The organism is Streptomyces sp. NPDC015131 (assembly GCF_043079975.1).
In the GTDB taxonomy this organism is placed as follows: domain Bacteria; phylum Actinomycetota; class Actinomycetes; order Streptomycetales; family Streptomycetaceae; genus Streptomyces.
Genome location: NZ_JBIBVB010000009.1, coordinates 160,453 through 176,409, shown reverse-complemented (window position 1 = coordinate 176,409; position 15,957 = coordinate 160,453). Strand labels below are relative to the sequence as shown.

The 15,957-nt window shown below is 72.9% G+C and carries 18 protein-coding genes; 14 read left to right on the top strand and 4 right to left on the bottom strand.

The features are described from left to right. Positions 1 to 116 precede the first annotated feature (116 nt). The 3 genes from ACF08D_RS30610 to ACF08D_RS30600 all read left to right on the top strand — a co-directional run bounded on the left by ACF08D_RS30610 (position 117) and on the right by ACF08D_RS30600 (position 3,115). Entirely contained in the window at positions 117 to 869 is a 753-nt protein-coding gene (locus ACF08D_RS30610; protein ID WP_392227357.1) for a lysophospholipid acyltransferase family protein, read from the top strand. Further along, a complete protein-coding gene (locus ACF08D_RS30605) occupies positions 866 to 1,903 on the top strand; it encodes an NAD(P)H-dependent glycerol-3-phosphate dehydrogenase (RefSeq protein WP_392227355.1) in 1,038 nt (345 codons plus the stop codon). The genes ACF08D_RS30610 and ACF08D_RS30605 overlap by 4 nt, the downstream gene beginning before the upstream one ends. A gap of 63 nt (positions 1,904 to 1,966) precedes the next feature. After that, positions 1,967 to 3,115, top strand: a complete 1,149-nt coding sequence (locus ACF08D_RS30600; RefSeq protein ID WP_392227353.1) for a D-alanine--D-alanine ligase family protein — start codon at positions 1,967 to 1,969, stop codon at positions 3,113 to 3,115. Positions 3,116 to 3,148: 33 nt separating this feature from the next. On the opposite strand, the gene ACF08D_RS30595 is transcribed toward ACF08D_RS30600, so the two are convergent. Further along, positions 3,149 to 3,649 (bottom strand): DUF3515 domain-containing protein, encoded by a 501-nt coding sequence (locus ACF08D_RS30595; protein ID WP_392227352.1) that lies wholly within the window; start codon positions 3,647 to 3,649, stop codon positions 3,149 to 3,151. A 20-nt stretch (positions 3,650 to 3,669) separates the two neighbouring features. Beyond that, the gene (locus ACF08D_RS30590; protein ID WP_028802415.1) at positions 3,670 to 3,903 is read right to left on the bottom strand and encodes an Lrp/AsnC family transcriptional regulator; all 234 of its coding nucleotides are present in this window, start codon (positions 3,901 to 3,903) and stop codon (positions 3,670 to 3,672) included. A gap of 212 nt (positions 3,904 to 4,115) precedes the next feature. Between ACF08D_RS30590 and ACF08D_RS30585 the strand changes: the two genes are divergently transcribed. Beyond that, positions 4,116 to 5,078 (top strand): thiamine-phosphate kinase, encoded by a 963-nt coding sequence (locus ACF08D_RS30585; protein WP_392227350.1) that lies wholly within the window; start codon positions 4,116 to 4,118, stop codon positions 5,076 to 5,078. Next, complete coding sequence (gene thiD / locus ACF08D_RS30580; protein ID WP_392227348.1) at positions 5,075 to 5,869, top strand: bifunctional hydroxymethylpyrimidine kinase/phosphomethylpyrimidine kinase; 795 nt, start codon at positions 5,075 to 5,077, stop codon at positions 5,867 to 5,869. The genes ACF08D_RS30585 and thiD overlap by 4 nt, the downstream gene beginning before the upstream one ends. A 136-nt stretch (positions 5,870 to 6,005) precedes the next feature. On the opposite strand, the gene rpmB is transcribed toward thiD, so the two are convergent. Further along, on the bottom strand, positions 6,006 to 6,191 hold the full coding sequence (gene rpmB, locus ACF08D_RS30575; protein ID WP_064070327.1) for a 50S ribosomal protein L28: 186 nt from the start codon (positions 6,189 to 6,191) through the stop codon (positions 6,006 to 6,008). A gap of 241 nt (positions 6,192 to 6,432) precedes the next feature. Between rpmB and ACF08D_RS30570 the strand changes: the two genes are divergently transcribed. The 9 genes from ACF08D_RS30570 to mutM all read left to right on the top strand — a co-directional run bounded on the left by ACF08D_RS30570 (position 6,433) and on the right by mutM (position 15,755). Then, positions 6,433 to 8,076, top strand: a complete 1,644-nt coding sequence (locus ACF08D_RS30570; RefSeq protein WP_392227346.1) for a DAK2 domain-containing protein — start codon at positions 6,433 to 6,435, stop codon at positions 8,074 to 8,076. Between the two features lie 548 nt (positions 8,077 to 8,624). Further along, positions 8,625 to 10,742 carry an ATP-dependent DNA helicase RecG gene (gene recG, locus ACF08D_RS30565; RefSeq protein ID WP_392227450.1) on the top strand — a complete coding sequence of 706 codons (2,118 nt, stop codon included), beginning with the start codon at positions 8,625 to 8,627 and terminating at the stop codon, positions 10,740 to 10,742. A 39-nt stretch (positions 10,743 to 10,781) separates the two neighbouring features. Continuing rightward, on the top strand, positions 10,782 to 11,366 hold the full coding sequence (rsmD, locus tag ACF08D_RS30560; RefSeq protein WP_392227344.1) for a 16S rRNA (guanine(966)-N(2))-methyltransferase RsmD: 585 nt from the start codon (positions 10,782 to 10,784) through the stop codon (positions 11,364 to 11,366). A 26-nt stretch (positions 11,367 to 11,392) separates the two neighbouring features. After that, on the top strand, positions 11,393 to 11,872 hold the full coding sequence (gene coaD, locus ACF08D_RS30555) for a pantetheine-phosphate adenylyltransferase (protein ID WP_392227448.1): 480 nt from the start codon (positions 11,393 to 11,395) through the stop codon (positions 11,870 to 11,872). Positions 11,873 to 11,971: 99 nt separating this feature from the next. Further along, positions 11,972 to 12,967, top strand: coding sequence for an ATP synthase F0 subunit B (locus ACF08D_RS30550; RefSeq protein WP_392227342.1), 996 nt, complete (start codon positions 11,972 to 11,974; stop codon positions 12,965 to 12,967). Between the two features lie 138 nt (positions 12,968 to 13,105). After that, entirely contained in the window at positions 13,106 to 13,750 is a 645-nt protein-coding gene (locus ACF08D_RS30545) for a YceD family protein (protein ID WP_392227446.1), read from the top strand. Positions 13,751 to 13,752: 2 nt separating this feature from the next. Continuing rightward, a complete protein-coding gene (gene rpmF / locus ACF08D_RS30540) occupies positions 13,753 to 13,926 on the top strand; it encodes a 50S ribosomal protein L32 (RefSeq protein ID WP_030496967.1) in 174 nt (57 codons plus the stop codon). Positions 13,927 to 13,934: 8 nt separating this feature from the next. Beyond that, positions 13,935 to 14,804, top strand: a complete 870-nt coding sequence (rnc, locus tag ACF08D_RS30535; protein WP_392227340.1) for a ribonuclease III — start codon at positions 13,935 to 13,937, stop codon at positions 14,802 to 14,804. Positions 14,805 to 14,882: 78 nt separating this feature from the next. Continuing rightward, positions 14,883 to 15,755 carry a bifunctional DNA-formamidopyrimidine glycosylase/DNA-(apurinic or apyrimidinic site) lyase gene (gene mutM / locus ACF08D_RS30530; protein ID WP_392227339.1) on the top strand — a complete coding sequence of 291 codons (873 nt, stop codon included), beginning with the start codon at positions 14,883 to 14,885 and terminating at the stop codon, positions 15,753 to 15,755. Between the two features lie 13 nt (positions 15,756 to 15,768). Here the strand turns inward: mutM and ACF08D_RS30525 are convergent, their stop codons facing one another. Beyond that, the gene (locus ACF08D_RS30525) at positions 15,769 to 15,894 is read right to left on the bottom strand and encodes a hypothetical protein (RefSeq protein WP_392227337.1); all 126 of its coding nucleotides are present in this window, start codon (positions 15,892 to 15,894) and stop codon (positions 15,769 to 15,771) included. Between the last annotated feature and the right edge of the window lie 63 nt (positions 15,895 to 15,957).

The following is a 15,957-nucleotide window of genomic DNA, read 5'->3' as shown; positions in this document are numbered from 1 at the left end:
ACCGGCGCGACCCGTGGCCACGCCGTCCCTGGCGGGGCGTACGGTGTTCTCGACAGACCAGGGGCCCGGGGCGACACTTGACCCCCGGCAAGCCAGTCCCAGAGGAAGGTGTCCGAGTGTCCCGCCGCAGAATCGGCTTCTGGTACCGCCTGGCGGCGGTCATCGCAAAACCGCCGCTGGTGGTTCTGTTCAAGCGGGACTGGCGGGGAATGGAACACATTCCGGCCGACGGCGGATTCATCACCGCGGTCAACCACAACTCGTACCTCGACCCGCTGTCGTACGCGCACTACCAGTACAACACCGGACGGGTCCCGCGCTTCCTGGCGAAAGCCGCCCTGTTCAAGAGCTCGTTCGTCGGCATGATGCTGACCAACACCGGACAGATCCCCGTCTACCGGGAGACCACCAACGCGCTGGACGCCTTCCGCGCCGCCGTCGCCGCCATCGAGCGGGGCGAGTGCGTCGCCTTCTACCCCGAGGGCACCCTCACCCGCGACCCCGCGATGTGGCCCATGGCCGGCAAGACCGGCGCCGCCCGCGTCGCGCTCCTCACCAAGGCGCCCGTCATCCCCGTCGCCCAGTGGGGCGCCAACCTGGCGATGCCGCCGTACGCCAAGGAGAACAAGGTCCGCCTCCTCCCGCGCAAGACCCTGACCGTGCAGGCAGGCCCGCCCGTCGACCTCAGCCGCTTCTACGGCGAGGAGCCGACACCCGAGGTGCTGCGCGAGGCGACCGAGGTCATCATGGCCGCGATCACCTCCCTGCTGGAGGAGATCCGCGGCGAGCAGGCCCCGGTCGAGCCGTACGACCACCGCAAGGCCCGCCTGGAGCAGCGGCGCAAGGCCGCAGGGGAGGAAGCGAAGTGACACGCCCCGACACGTCCGGCCCCGAGGGCCGGCCCGTCAAGGCCGCCGTCTTCGGCACCGGGTCCTGGGGCACCGCCTTCGGCATGGTGCTCGCCGACGCCGGCTGCCGGGTGACGCTCTGGGGCCGGCGCCAGGAACTGGCCGACGCCATCAACACCACCCGCGAGAACCCGGACTACTTCCCCGGCACCCGGCTGCCCGAGTCGCTGCGCGCCACCACCGACCCGGCCGAGGCCGCGCGGGACGCCGACTTCACCGTCCTCGCCGTCCCCTCGCAGACCCTCCGCGGCAACCTCGCCGCCTGGAAGCCGCTGCTCGCCCCCGGCACCGTCCTCGTCTCCCTGATGAAGGGCGTCGAACTGGGCACCGCCAAGCGGATGAGCGAGGTCGTACGGGAGGTCGCCGAGGTCCCCGGGGAACGCGTCGCCGTGGTCACCGGACCCAACCTCGCCAAGGAGATCGTCGCCCGCATGCCCGCCGCGGCCGTCGTCGCCTGCAGCGACGAGGACGTCGCCCGGCGCCTCCAGGCCGCCTGCCACACCCCCTACTTCCGCCCCTACACCAACACCGACGTCGTCGGCTGCGAACTGGGCGGCGCGGTGAAGAACGTCATCGGGCTCGCCGTCGGCATCGCGGACGGCATGGGCCTCGGCGACAACGCCAAGGGCTCCCTCATCACCCGCGGCCTCGCCGAGACCACCCGCCTCGGCCTGGCGATGGGCGCCGACCCGCTCACCTTCTCCGGCCTCGCCGGCCTCGGCGACCTCGTCGCCACCTGCTCCTCGCCGCTCTCCCGCAACCACACCTTCGGCACCAACCTCGGCCGGGGCATGACCCTCCAGGAGACCATCGCCGTCACCCGGCAGACCGCCGAGGGCGTCAAGTCCTGCGAGTCGGTGCTCGATCTGGCCCGCCGGCACGGCGTCGACATGCCCATCACCGAGACCGTCGTCGGCATCGTCCACGAGGGCAAGCCGCCCATGGTCGCCCTCAAGGAGCTGATGTCGCGCGCCGCCAAGCCCGAACGGCGATGACACCGAACAGACGACCACTCGGTCGCTGACGCGGCCCGGGGGAGCAGGTACGCTCATCGCGATATGAGCAGCGAGAACCTCCCCACCAGCACCGGGCGCAAGCCGCGCGTGGCCGTCGTCTTCGGCGGCCGCAGCTCCGAGCACGCCATCTCCGTCGTCACGGCCGGCGCCGTCCTGCGCGCCATCGACCGGACCAAGTACGACGTGCTGCCCATCGGCATCACCACCGACGGCCGCTGGGCGCTGACCGCCGACGAACCGGAGCGGATGGCCATCGCCGACCGCGCGCTGCCGACCGTCGCCGACCTCGCCGAGTCCGACGAGGGCAGCGTCGTCCTCTCCGTCGACCCCGGCAGCCGCGAGGTCGTCTACAGCGAGCCCGGCACGGTCCCCAAGGTCCTCGGCGACGTGGACGTCGTCTTCCCGATGCTGCACGGCCCGTACGGCGAGGACGGCACCCTCCAGGGGCTGCTGGAGCTCGCCGGAGTGCCCTACGTGGGCGCCGGGGTGCTCTCCTCGGCCGTCGGCCAGGACAAGGAGTACATGAAGCGGGTCTTCGTCTCCTTCGGGCTGCCCGTCGGCCCGTACGAGGTGATCCGCCCCCGCGAGTGGGAGCAGGATCCTTCCGCCGCCCGCGAGCGGATCGTCGGCTTCGCCGCCGACCACGGCTGGCCGCTCTTCGTGAAGCCGGCCCGCGGCGGCTCCTCCATGGGCATCACCAAGGTCGACGACCTCTCCGGCCTGGAGGCCGCGATCGAGGAGGCCCGCCGCCACGACCCCAAGATCATCGTCGAGTCGCTGCTCACCGGCCGCGAGATCGAGTGCGGCGTGCTGGAGTTCGAGGACGGCCCGCGCGCCTCCGTACCCGCCTGGATCCCGCCCGTCACCGACCACGACTTCTACGACTTCGAGGCCAAGTACATCGACTCGGCCTCCGGCGTCGTCCCCGCGCCCATCACCCCCGAGCAGACCGCCGAGGTGCAGCGCCTCGCCGTCGCGGCCTTCGAGGCGGCGTCCTGCGAGGGCCTGGTCCGGGCCGACTTCTTCCTCACCGACGACGGCGAGTTCGTCATCAACGAGATCAATACCATGCCGGGCTTCACGCCGATCTCCATGTTCCCGCGCATGTGGCAGGAGAGCGGCGTCGCCTACCCCGAGCTGGTCGACCGCCTCATCCAGGCCGCGCTGCGCCGCCCCACCGGGCTGCGCTGACACCGCCGCGCCCCCCGGGCCCCGGGCGACGACTCAGAGACTTGGGGGGACGGCCTTCTTCACGGCCGCGGCGAGATCCGTGAGCGGGGTGGCGTCGTGCGCGAACCGCTCGTCCAGCGACACCTCCACGTACGCCTTGCGGTACGTGGAGGTGAACCGCGGCCCGTCGCCCTCGCGCAGCTCCGTCAGCCACTCCACACCGCCCACCTCCGCGCCGAGCGCCTTCACGTCGCTCATCGCGGGGGGCCGGGGGACACCGCAGCGCAGTACGATCGCCCCGTCCCCCCAGCCGGCGGTCAGATCGGAACCCGGCTCCGGATCACTCCGGCCGAGTCCCGCGACGGTCCCGGGAAGCTCCTCGTGCAGTGCGCCGCACAGGGCCGCCTCCTCCGACGGCGGGCTGGGAACCGGGACGGAGGCCCGCGCGTCCGTCGTGGAACAGCCCGCGACCACCGGCAGGACGGCGGCGGCCAGGGCGGCCACGGCGGGGAGCAGCGGGGCTGACAGGCGGCGAGGCCGGGGCGAAGACGTCACCGGCCCAGGGTAGACGGGGGCTACAGGTGTACGACCGGGCAGGTCAGGGTCCGTGTGATCCCGTCCACTTGCTGGACCTTGGCGACCACCATGCGGCCCAGCTCGTCGACCGTGTCGGCCTGGGCCCGCACGATCACGTCGTACGGACCCGTGACGTCCTCGGCCTGGATCACCCCCGGGATCTTGGAGATGGTCTCGGCGACCGTCGACGCCTTGCCCACCTCGGTCTGGATGAGGATGTACGCCTGTACCACGGAACCTCCAGGGCGGCCACGAGGATCTTGTGGGGAAGAAAGGGACGCCACGGTACCGCGTCGCCGCGGGCGGCGGGGAGACCCTCGCGGCCGGTGGCGCGCGAGGCCGCCGCACGAAGCACCGGGCCGGCGGTGTGGACGGTCCACTTGACGGTACCTACAGCAGTGACGGTGCGCGACCGCGGCCGCACTGGGGCAGAAGGGGCACAGCGATGAAGGGCACTGTCGGCGAGTTGGGGGAGTTCGGGCTGATCAGGGAGCTCACCTCCCGGCTCACCTCCACCCCGGCGGTACGGATCGGCCCCGGCGACGACGCCGCGGTCGTGGCCGCACCCGACCGGCGCGTGGTCGCCAGCACGGACATCCTGCTGGAGGGACGGCACTTCCGCCGCGACTGGTCCACCGCGTACGACGTCGGCCGCAAGGCCGCCGCGCAGAACCTCGCGGACATCGCCGCCATGGGCGCCGTCCCCACCGCGCTGCTGCTCGGCCTGGTCGTCCCCGCCGAACTCCCCGTCACCTGGCCCACGGAGCTGATGGACGGCCTGCGCGACGAGTGCCAGGTCGCCGGAGCGGCCGTCGTCGGCGGCGACGTCGTCCGCGGCGAGACCATCACCGTCTCCATCACCGCCCTCGGCGACCTGCGCAACCACGAACCCGTCACCCGGGGCGGCGCCCGCTCCGGCGACGTCGTCGCGTACACCGGCTGGCTCGGCTGGTCCGCCGCCGGATACGCGGTGCTGTCCCGGGGGTTCCGCTCGCCCCGCGCCTTCGTCGAGGCCCACCGCCGCCCCGAACCGCCCTACCACGCGGGCCCCGCGGCGGCCGGGCTCGGCGCCACCGCCATGTGCGACGTCAGCGACGGCCTGATCGCCGACCTCGGGCACATCGCCGAGGCCAGCAAGGTCCGCATCGACCTGCGCTCCGGGCTCATCGACATCCCCACCCAGATGAACGACATCGGCCAGGCCGTCGGCGTCGACCCCATGCAGTGGGTCCTCACCGGCGGCGAGGACCACGCCATCGTCGCCACCTTCCCGCCCGACGTGAAGCTCCCCGCCCGCTGGAAGGTGATCGGCGAGGTGCTCAACCCCTCCGCCCTGCCCCAGGTGACCGTCGACGGCGCGCCCTGGCACACCCAGGGCGGCTGGGACCACTTCGGGGAGGGCGAGTGACCCACCGCCCGCTCCCCAACGTCCTCACCGTCGCCGGTTCCGACTCCGGCGGCGGCGCCGGCATCCAGGCCGACCTGAAGACCATGCTCGCGCTCGGCGTCCACGGCATGAGCGTGATCACCGCCGTCACCGCGCAGAACTCCCTCGGCGTCCAAGGCGCCTGGGAACTGCCCGCCGAGGCCGTACGCGCCCAGTACCGCAGCGTCGTCGACGACATCGGTGTCCAGGCCGTCAAGACCGGCATGCTGGCCTCCGCGCCCCTCGTGGAGACCGTCGCCGACCTGCTGGCCGGCACGGACGCACCCGTCGTCGTCGACCCCGTCGGGGTGTCCAAGCACGGCGACGCGCTGCTGGCCGCCTCCGCCCTCGACTCCGTACGCCGCCGACTGCTGCCCCTCGCCACGGTGGCCACCCCCAACCTGGACGAAGTGGCCCAGCTCACCGGCGTGACCGTCAAGGACGAGGACGACCTGCGCCGGGCCGCGGACGCGGTCCTGGAGCACGGCCCCCGCTGGGCGCTCATCAAGGGCGGGCACCTCGCCGGGGACGCGGTCGACCTGCTGACCGACGGCACGCAGGAGCACTGGCTGCGCGCCCCCCGCCACGACAACCGCCACACCCACGGCACGGGCTGCACACTCGCCTCCGCCGTCGCGGCCGGCCTCGGCAAGGGCCTCACGGTCCCCGACGCGGTCCGGGCGGCCAAGGAGTACGTCACGGGCGCCATCGCCGCCGGCTTCGCCCTGGGCGGCGGGATCGGCCCGGTGGACCACGGCTGGCGGCAGCGCTAGACGATGTGCCGTCCGCGGGGGCCGGGTGTCCGGCCCCGCGGACAGGACCATGGGTACGGCAAAAAGCCGGTCCACCGAGGTGGACCGGCTTTCAAGGCAACCGCAGAGGCTGCGCTACGACGAACCGTCGTCGGCGTTAGCGCGAGACCTTGCCGGCCTTGATGCACGAGGTGCAGGCGTTGAGCCGCTTCGGCGTCCCACTGACCACGGCACGCACGCGCTGGATGTTCGGGTTCCAGCGACGAGACGTACGGCGGTGCGAGTGCGAGATGTTGTTGCCGAAGCCCGGCCCCTTGCCGCAGACGTCGCAGTTGGCAGCCACGGGTCACTCCAAAGACTTCAGATGCACTTACAGTGAAATCCGGCGAGCCGGAATCAGGTCGGTTGACTGAAGTGGCGTTGCCGGGGGAATGGCCCGACTCTCATCGGGCAACCGGAGCAGCATACAACGACTGCCTCGGTTCAACGAAACTACCACGGATCGTCCCGCCCCCGCCCGGGCCCCGGCACCGGTACGGGGTCTACGCTGCGGAGCAGTCAGCGCTGCTCAAGGAGGACACCAGGTGCCGCAGACCCTGCCGCAGGCGCTCGATTCCGCAGTGGTCCGCAGCTGGTGCTCACTGGCGCTGGACGCGCTCGGCCGGGAGCGCGAGGAGATCGACGCGATCAACGTCTACCCGGTCGCGGACGGGGACACCGGCACCAACCTCTACCTCACCGTCGAGTCCGCCTCCCAGGCCGTCGAGGCCGTCTTCGCCGCCATCGAGGCCCCCGACTTCGCCGACACCGTACGCGCCATGGCGCACGGCGCCCTCCTCGGCGCCCGCGGCAACTCCGGCACCATCCTGTCGCAACTGCTCCGCGGCATGAGCGAGGTCCTCGCCACCGGCTGCGACGGCCCCCACCTGGCCAGGGCGCTGCGGCGGGCCGCCGCCTCCGCCCGCGAGGCCGTCGCCCACCCCGTCGAGGGCACCATCCTGAGCGTCGCCTCCGCCGCCGCGTCCGCGTCCGCGGGCGGTGAGGACGTCGTGGCCGTCGCCCGCGCCGCGCACGCCGGCGCCCGCGCCGCCCTGGAGGCCACCCCCGGCCAGCTCGCCGTCCTGGAACGCGCCGGTGTCGTGGACGCCGGCGGACGGGGGCTCGTCACCGTGCTCGCCGCGCTCGTCCAGGCCGTCACCGGGGAGGCGCCCGCCCGGACGCCCCGCGCGCCCCGGGGAGCCTCGGGGGCCTCGGGAGCCTCGGGAGCCTCGGGGGCCTTGGGGGCCGCCCCCGCCGTGGAACCCTGCGCCGAGGCCGGGCCCGCCTACGAGGTCATCTACCTGCTGGAGGCCGGGGACACCGCCGTCGCCCGGCTCCGTGACCGGCTCGACGCCCTCGGCGACTCCCTCGTCGTGGTGGGCGGCGACGGGCTGTGGAACGTCCACGTCCACGTCGACGACGCCGGCGCGGCCGTGGAGGCGGGCGTCGAGGCGGGACGCCCGCACCGCATCCGGATCACCCACTTCGGCACGTCCGGCCCGGGCGGCGCGGCGCCCGAGGAGCGCGCGGGCCGCGCGGTGGTGGCCGTCCTGCCCGGCGAGGGGCTCGCCCGCCTGTGCGCCGAGGCGGGCGCCACCACCGTGCTCGCCCGGCCCGGCGAACCGCCCGCCAGCGGCGAGCTCCTCGACGCCGTACGGCGCGCCCACGCGCGCGAGGTCGTCCTGCTGCCGAACGACGCCGCCCTGCGGCATGCCGCGGCCGCCGCGGCCGAGCAGGCGCGGGCGGAGGGGATCCGGGTCGCCCTCGTCCCCACGCGCGCCGCCGTCCAGGGCATCGCCGCGCTCGCCGTCCACGAGCCGGACCGGCGCTTCGACGAGGACGTCGTCGCCATGACCGCGGCGGCCGGCGCCACCCGGTACGGCGAACTGGCCGTCGCCGAGCGCCAGTCGTTCACCTCGGCGGGCGTGTGCCAGGCCGGCGACGTCCTGGGCCTGATCGACGGCGACGTCGCCGTGATCGGCCAGGACGTCGCGGCCACGGCACAGACGGTGCTGGACCGGATGCTCTCGGCGGGCGGCGAGCTGGTCACGCTGGTGATCGCCGAGGACGCCCCACCGGACCTGGCGGCGCGCCTGGAGACCCACGTCCGCGAAACGCACCTCGCGGTGGACACCACGACCTACCCGGGCGGCCCCAAAGCCCCACTGCTCCTGATCGGCGTGGAGTAACCGGATCTCCCCCAGTGCGGTGCGTCCCCCCATTGTGGGCATTCGTTCCGGTGCGGTGCGTCCCCCCGCGTTGTGGGCATTCGTTCCGCTGGGGCGATGGGGGTCCCCCCTGCTCGAGCGAAGCCGAGAGCTTGGGGGAGGGTGGGCACAACGCACCCGGGGCGGTGCCTGTTCCTGGGGTGCGCCCCGGTGCGGTGCCGGTGGGTGGGGGGTGTGGCCCCTCCGGGCTCACCTCCTCGCGGTCGGCGGGGTGCCCTACCGGTCGGGTGACCGTGCGATGCCGCCAACCGCTGCGGGGGCGACCCTGCACGGCCCCACCCCGGCCGTCGGCCGACTGCGGGCCGGTGGGGCGAGGGGCACGGCCCTTCCCCGGCGCGTCGCCGACTGCGGGCCGGTGGGGGAGAGGCACGGCCCCACCCCGGTGGTACGCCGACTGCGGGCCGGCGGGAGGGCTGCCGGGCGTTGTCGGTGGCGTGGTGTGCAATGGGGACGTGTCCGCTCTCGACGAACCACTGAAGAAGCAGCTCGGCGCCGCCACCGCCAAGGTGATGGCCGAGCACCTCGACCTGCACACCGTCGGCGACCTCCTCCACCACTACCCCCGGCGGTACGCCGAGCGCGGTGAGCTCACCACCCTCGCCGACCTGCCGCTGGACGAGCACGTGACGGTGGTGGCACGGGTCGCGGACGCCCGGGTGCTGACGTTCAACGGTGCCCGGGGGCGCGGCCAGCGCCTGGAGGTGACCATCACCGACGGCAGCGGACGCCTCCAGCTGGTCTTCTTCGGCAAGGGCGTCCACAAGCCGCACAAGGACCTGCTGCCCGGCACGCGCGCGATGTTCGCCGGCAAGGTCTCGGTGTTCAACCGCAAGACCCAGCTCGCCCACCCCGCCTACGAGCTGCTCAAGGGCGAGGAGGACGGCGCCGTGGACAGCTGGGCCGGCGCGCTCATCCCGATCTACCCCGCCACCACCAAGCTGGAGTCCTGGAAGATCGCCAAGGCGGTCGACGCGGTGCTGCCCAGCGCCCTGGAGGCGCTCGACCCGCTGCCCGCCGGGCTGCGGGAGGGGCGCGGGCTCATCGGGCTGCCCGACGCGCTGCGCAAGGTCCACCGCCCGCGCACCAAGGCCGACATCGCCGACGCCCGCGACCGGCTCAAGTGGGACGAGGCGTTCGTCCTCCAGGTCGCGCTGGCGCGGCGCCGGTACGCCGACACGCAGCTGCCCGCGGTGGCGCGCCGGCCCGTGCCGGGCGGGCTGCTCGACGCGTTCGACGCCCGGCTGCCGTTCACCCTCACCGAGGGGCAGCAGAAGGTGTCGGAGGAGATCTTCGGCGACCTGGCGACCGAGCACCCCATGCACCGGCTGCTCCAGGGCGAGGTGGGTTCGGGAAAGACCATGGTGGCGCTGCGGGCGATGCTCGCGGTGGTCGACGCGGGCGGCCAGGCCGCGATGCTCGCGCCCACCGAGGTCCTCGCCCAGCAGCACCACCGTTCCGTCACCGAGATGATGGGCGAGCTGGCCGAGGGCGGGATGCTCGGCGGCACCGAGCACGCCACCAAAGTGGTGCTGCTGACCGGGTCCATGGGGGCCGCCGCCCGGCGGCAGGCCCTGCTGGACCTGGTGACCGGCGAGGCGGGCATCGTCATCGGCACGCACGTCCTGATCGAGGACAAGGTGCGGTTCCACGACCTCGGGCTGGTCGTCGTGGACGAGCAGCACCGCTTCGGCGTCGAGCAGCGCGACGCCCTGCGCGGCAAGGGCAAGCAGCCGCCCCACCTGCTGGTCATGACCGCCACCCCCATCCCGCGCACGGTCGCCATGACCGTCTTCGGCGACCTGGAGACGTCCGTCCTCGACCAGCTGCCCGCCGGCCGCTCGCCGATCGCCAGCCATGTCGTGCCCGCCGCCGACAAGCCGCACTTCCTGGCCCGCGCCTGGGAGCGGGTCCGCGAGGAGGTGGAGAACGGCCACCAGGCGTATGTGGTGTGCCCCCGGATCGGGGACGAGGAGGACGAGAAGAAGAAGGCCAAGGACGCGGAGGGCGACAAGCGGCCGCCGCTGGCGGTGCTCGACGTCGCCGAGCAGCTCGCCCGGGGGCCCCTTGCCGGGCTCCGGGTCGAGGTGCTGCACGGCAGGATGGCGCCCGACGACAAGGACGCCGTGATGCGCCGCTTCGCCAAGGGCGAGACGCACGTCCTGGTCGCCACGACGGTCATCGAGGTCGGGGTCAACGTCCCCAACGCCACGGCCATGGTCATCATGGACGCCGACCGGTTCGGCGTCTCCCAGCTCCACCAGCTGCGCGGCCGGGTCGGCCGGGGCTCCGCCCCCGGGTTGTGCCTGCTGGTCACCGAGGCGCCGGAGGCGAGCCCCGCCCGGCAGCGGCTCGGCGCCGTGGCCGCCACACTCGACGGCTTCGAGCTGTCCCGCATCGACCTCGAACAGCGCCGTGAGGGCGACGTCCTCGGCCAGGCCCAGTCCGGGGTGCGCTCCAGCCTGCGCATGCTCGCCGTCATCGACGACGAGGAGGTCATCGCCGCCGCCCGCGAGGAGGCGGTGGCCGTCGTCGCCGCCGACCCCGAGCTGACCGGCCACCCGGAGCTGCGCACCGCGCTGGACGCCCTCCTCGACAAGGAGCGGGAGCGGTATCTGGACAAGGGCTGAGCCCATATCGTGGAGTCATCAGCACCGGAAGGACCACAGATGACCCGCGTGATCGCCGGCGCGGCCGGCGGACGCCGCCTGGCCGTGCCGCCGGGCAACGGCACCCGCCCCACCTCCGACCGGGCGCGTGAAGGGCTGTTCTCCACCTGGCAGGCGCTCCTCGGGAGCCTCGACGGCATCCGGATCGCCGACCTGTACGCCGGGTCCGGCGCCGTCGGCCTGGAGGCGCTGTCCCGGGGCGCCGGGCACGCCCTGCTCGTGGAGGCCGACCAGCGGGCCGCCCGCACGGTCCGCGACAACGTCCGGGCGCTCGGCCTGCCGGGCGCCGAGGTCCGCGCCGGGAAGGCCGAGCAGATCGTGGCGGGACCGGCGCCCTCCGACCCGTACGACGTGGTCTTCCTCGACCCGCCGTACGCCGTCACGGACGACGATCTTGGAGAGATCCTGATCACACTCCGCACCGGGGGCTGGCTCGCCGACGACGCGCTCGTCACCGTGGAGCGCAGCACCAGGGGCGGGGAGTTCACCTGGCCGGACGGCTTCGCACCGCTGCGGTCCCGCCGCTACGGCGAGGGAACGTTTTGGTACGGTCGCGCCGCCTCTACGTGCGAAGACGCACGATGACCGGTTCGGAGAGCGAGGGACTTCAGTTGCGCCGCGCAGTCTGTCCGGGGTCGTTCGACCCCATCACCAACGGGCACCTCGACATCATCGCCCGCGCCTCCAAGCTGTACGACGTGGTGCACGTGGCGGTGATGATCAACCAGTCGAAGAAGGGCCTGTTCACGGTCGAGGAGCGGATGGACCTCATCCGCCGGGTGACCCGTGAGTACGGCAACGTCCGGGTCGAGTCCCACCACGGCCTGCTCGTCGACTTCTGCAAGGAACGGGACATCCCCGCCATCGTCAAGGGGCTGCGGGCCGTCAGCGACTTCGACTACGAGCTGCAGATGGCCCAGATGAACAACGGGCTGTCGGGCGTGGAGACGCTCTTCGTGCCCACCAACCCGACCTACAGCTTCCTGTCCTCCTCGCTGGTCAAGGAGGTCGCCGCCTGGGGCGGGGACGTCTCCCACCTGCTGCCGCCGGCCGTCCACGAGGCGCTGGTGAAGAGGCTGGGCGAGAAGTGACCGGCTGACTGTCCGTCACCCGGTGTCCGGACGCCTCCGACTGGCCGTACAGTCGTCCCGTCCGTCTCCAATCCTGCGGTAGAGAGTGGCGAGCACACGGTGGACGTGCACAAGAAGCTCGACGAGATCGTCGGGACGGTCGCGAGCGCCCGTTCCATGCCCATGTCGGCCTCCTGCGTGGTCAACCGCGCCGAGCTGCTCGCGATGCTCGACGAGCTGCGCCAGGCCCTGCCGGGCTCGCTGGCCCAGGCCCAGGAGCTGATCGGCGGCCGTGAGCAGCTGGTCGAGCAGGCCCGCCAGGAGGCCGAGCGGATCATCGAGGCCGCCCACGCCGAGCGGGGCTCGCTGATCTCCGACACCCAGGTCGCCCGCCGGTCCCAGGAGGAGGCCGACCGCATCCTCGCCGAGGCCCGCCGCGAGGCCGACGAGATCCGCGCCGAGGCCGACGACTACGTCGACTCCAAGCTCGCCAACTTCGAGGTCGTCCTCACCAAGACCATCGGCTCCGTCGACCGGGGCCGCGAGAAGCTCCTCGGCCGGGGCCCGGGCCTCGACGAGCAGGGGTACGCGGACGAGGACGCCCCCGAGTACACCGCCGACCCGCAGACCCTGATCCGGCGCGCGGACGAGTACGTCGACGCCAAGATCGGCGCCTTCGAGGCGGTGCTCACCAAGACGCTGGAGGCGGTCGGCCGCGGCCGGCAGAAGCTGCACGGCCGGATCGCCACCGACGACCTCGGCGCCCACATGGCCGCCCAGGACGCGGCGGGCACCGCCCGGCAGCACACCAGCGACGCCGACTACCTGGCCGGCCTCGCCGCGCCGGCGGAGCCCGCGCCGGTCCCGGACCGCCAGCCCGACCCGTACGCCGCCTACCCGGCCCAGGACGCCTACGCCGCCTACCAGCCCGACCCGTACGCCTACCAGGGCTACGACCAGGGCCAGGGCTACCCCGCCCAGCAGCCGTACCCCTACGGGCAGCAGCAGCCTCCGCAGCAGACCGCCGCTCTCGACGAGACCAGCTTCTTCGACACCAGCATGATCGACCTGGAGCAGCTGCGGCAGTACGAGCAGGGCCACGGTCAGGGGCACTGACGGCCCGGATTGGGCCCAGGGCGAAGCGTCCAGTATCCTGGCTCTTCGGTCGCGAGTACGTCCGCGATCACGCGTGCCCGCACCGGCCCCGAGCCGGAAGCCCGGGCCGCCCCAGACGATCCGAAAGCAGGAAGAACCCTGAGTACGCGCCTCGACCACCGCAACCCCCTCGTGTTCGACACGCACGAGCTGGGCCGGCGTCCCGGTGCCCTCCAGCGGATCTCCCGCACCGTCGAGGCCCCTGCGGACCTCGGCATCGACGGAGTGATCGGCGTTCCCCAGGGATCGCCCGTCGAGCTGGACCTCCGCCTCGAGTCGGTCATGGAAGGGGTGCTTGTCACAGGCACCGCCCGTGCGTCGGCCGAGGGGGAGTGCGTAAGGTGTCTGGAGCCGCTGCGCCAGGATGTGGCGGCGGACTTCCAGGAGATGTTCTCGTACCCCGACATTGACGACCGGGGCCGCCACGCGGCCTCGGGCGACGATGCCGAGGAGGACGAGGACATCATCCCCCTCGAGGACGGCATGTTCGACCTCGAGCCCGTGCTGCGCGATGCGGCGGTGCTCGCACTGCCGATGCAGCCGGTGTGCCGGGAGGACTGTGCGGGACTGTGCGCCGAGTGCGGCGCCAACCTGAACGACGACCCGGACCACCACCACGACGCCGTCGACATGCGTTGGGCGGCATTGCAGGGACTCGCCGATTCACTCGGGACCGGCGAGAAGGACAACATGAGCGGCGACGGGCCCGAATCTGCACGCGCCGCCGAGAAGCAGGAGAAGTAGCCGTGGCTGTTCCGAAGCGGAAGATGTCGCGCAGCAACACGCGCCACCGCCGGTCGCAGTGGAAGGCTGCGGTCCCCACCCTGGTTTCGTGCGAGCGTTGCCAGGAGCCGAAGCAGCAGCACATCGCGTGCCCGAGCTGCGGCACGTACAACAAGCGCCAGGTCCTCTCGGTCTGAGCGGGCTGGTGAGAGGTACCGTGTCTGGCCAGAAAACGGCGGAAGACGCCAAGAAGCAGGCGGAGAACACGGCCTCGTCCCACACGCTTCTGGAAGGGCGGCTCGGGTATCGGCTCGAGTCCGCCCTTCTGGTGCGCGCGCTGACCCACCGCTCCTTCGCGTACGAGAACGGCGGTCTGCCCACCAACGAGCGGCTGGAGTTCCTCGGGGACTCCGTGCTCGGCCTGGTGGTCACCGACACGCTGTACCGCACCCACCCCGACCTGCCCGAGGGCCAGCTGGCCAAGCTGCGGGCCGCGGTGGTCAACTCGCGTGCGCTGGCGGAGGTCGGCCGCGGCCTCGACCTGGGCTCCTTCATCCGGCTCGGCCGGGGCGAAGAGGGCACCGGAGGCCGGGACAAGGCATCCATCCTCGCCGACACCCTGGAAGCGGTGATCGGCGCGGTCTATCTCGACCAGGGCCTCGAAGCGGCGTCCGAGCTGGTGCACCGGCTCTTCGACCCGCTGATCGAGAAGTCCTCGAACCTCGGCGCCGGCCTGGACTGGAAGACCAGCCTCCAGGAGCTGACCGCGGCCGAGGGCCTCGGCGTTCCGGAGTACCTGGTCACCGAGACCGGACCGGACCACGAGAAGACCTTCACTGCTGCTGCCCGCGTCGGTGGTGTCTCGTACGGCACCGGCACCGGCCGCAGCAAGAAGGAAGCGGAGCAGCAGGCGGCGGAGTCCGCCTGGCGGGCCATCCGGGCCGCCGCGGACGAGCGGGAGGCGGCGGCCAAGGCCGCGGCCGAGTCCGGCGCGGACGCGGGCACCGGTGGCGAGGGCTCCGAAGAGGCCGCCGACACCTCTTCGGTCTCCGAAGCCTCACAGGCCACGGCCTGAGCTGAATCGCTTCCCACCCCGTCGCACTCCGGTGCGGCGGGGTTTCCCATGATCCCGCGACCCCCCCGGAGGAGCGCCGTGCCCGAGCTGCCCGAGGTCGAAGTCGTCCGGCGCGGCCTGGAGCGCTGGGTCAGCGGCCGTACCGTCGCCGACGTCCAGGTCCTGCACCCGCGCGCGGTACGGCGGCACCTGGCCGGCGGCGAGGACTTCGCCGCCCGCCTCAGGGGGCACCGCTTCGGCGTGGCCAGGCGGCGCGGCAAGTACCTGTGGCTGCCATTGGAGGACGCCGACCTGTCCGTCCTCGGGCACCTCGGCATGAGCGGCCAGCTCCTGGTGCAGCCGGAGACGGCGCCCGACGAGAAGCACCTGCGGATCCGCGTCCGGTTCGGCGACTCGCTCGGCACCGAGCTGCGCTTCGTCGACCAGCGCACCTTCGGCGGGCTCTCCCTCCACGAGAACACCCCCGAGGGCCTGCCTCTCGCCATCGCGCACATCGCCCGCGACCCGCTCGACCCCGGCTTCGACGACCTCGCCTTCCACACGGCGCTGCGCCTGCGCCGTACGACGGTCAAACGCGCCCTGCTCGACCAGTCGCTGATCAGCGGCGTCGGCAACATCTACGCCGACGAGGCACTGTGGCGCGCCCGCCTCCACTACGACCGGCCCACCGCGACGCTCACCCGGCCCCGGTCGGCCGAGCTGCTCGGGCACGTCCGCGACGTGATGACGGCGGCGCTCGCCCAGGGTGGCACCAGCTTCGACAGCCTGTACGTCAACGTCAACGGCGAGTCCGGCTACTTCGACCGGTCCCTGGACGCGTACGGCCGCGAGGGCGAGCCCTGCCGCCGGTGCGGCACCGCGATGCGCCGCCGCCCCTGGATGAACCGCTCCAGCTACTTCTGCCCCCGTTGCCAGCGCCCCCCGCGCCCGGCCCCGCCGGTCGCCCCGTAGAGCAGAGCCGGCGCTACCGCTTACGGGCCTTGCTCACGAGAAACGCCACGCCGACGACGGCGATCAGGGCGAGGGCGATGATCCAGAAGGGCGGGGTGCCCTCTCCGGCGCCCTTGGCCAGGAACTGTCCGTACACCATGCGGTTCCCCTCCCGTCTGCGTGGTGCACAGCGGCTACCCGTCACGCCCTCCCGCATGCGCGC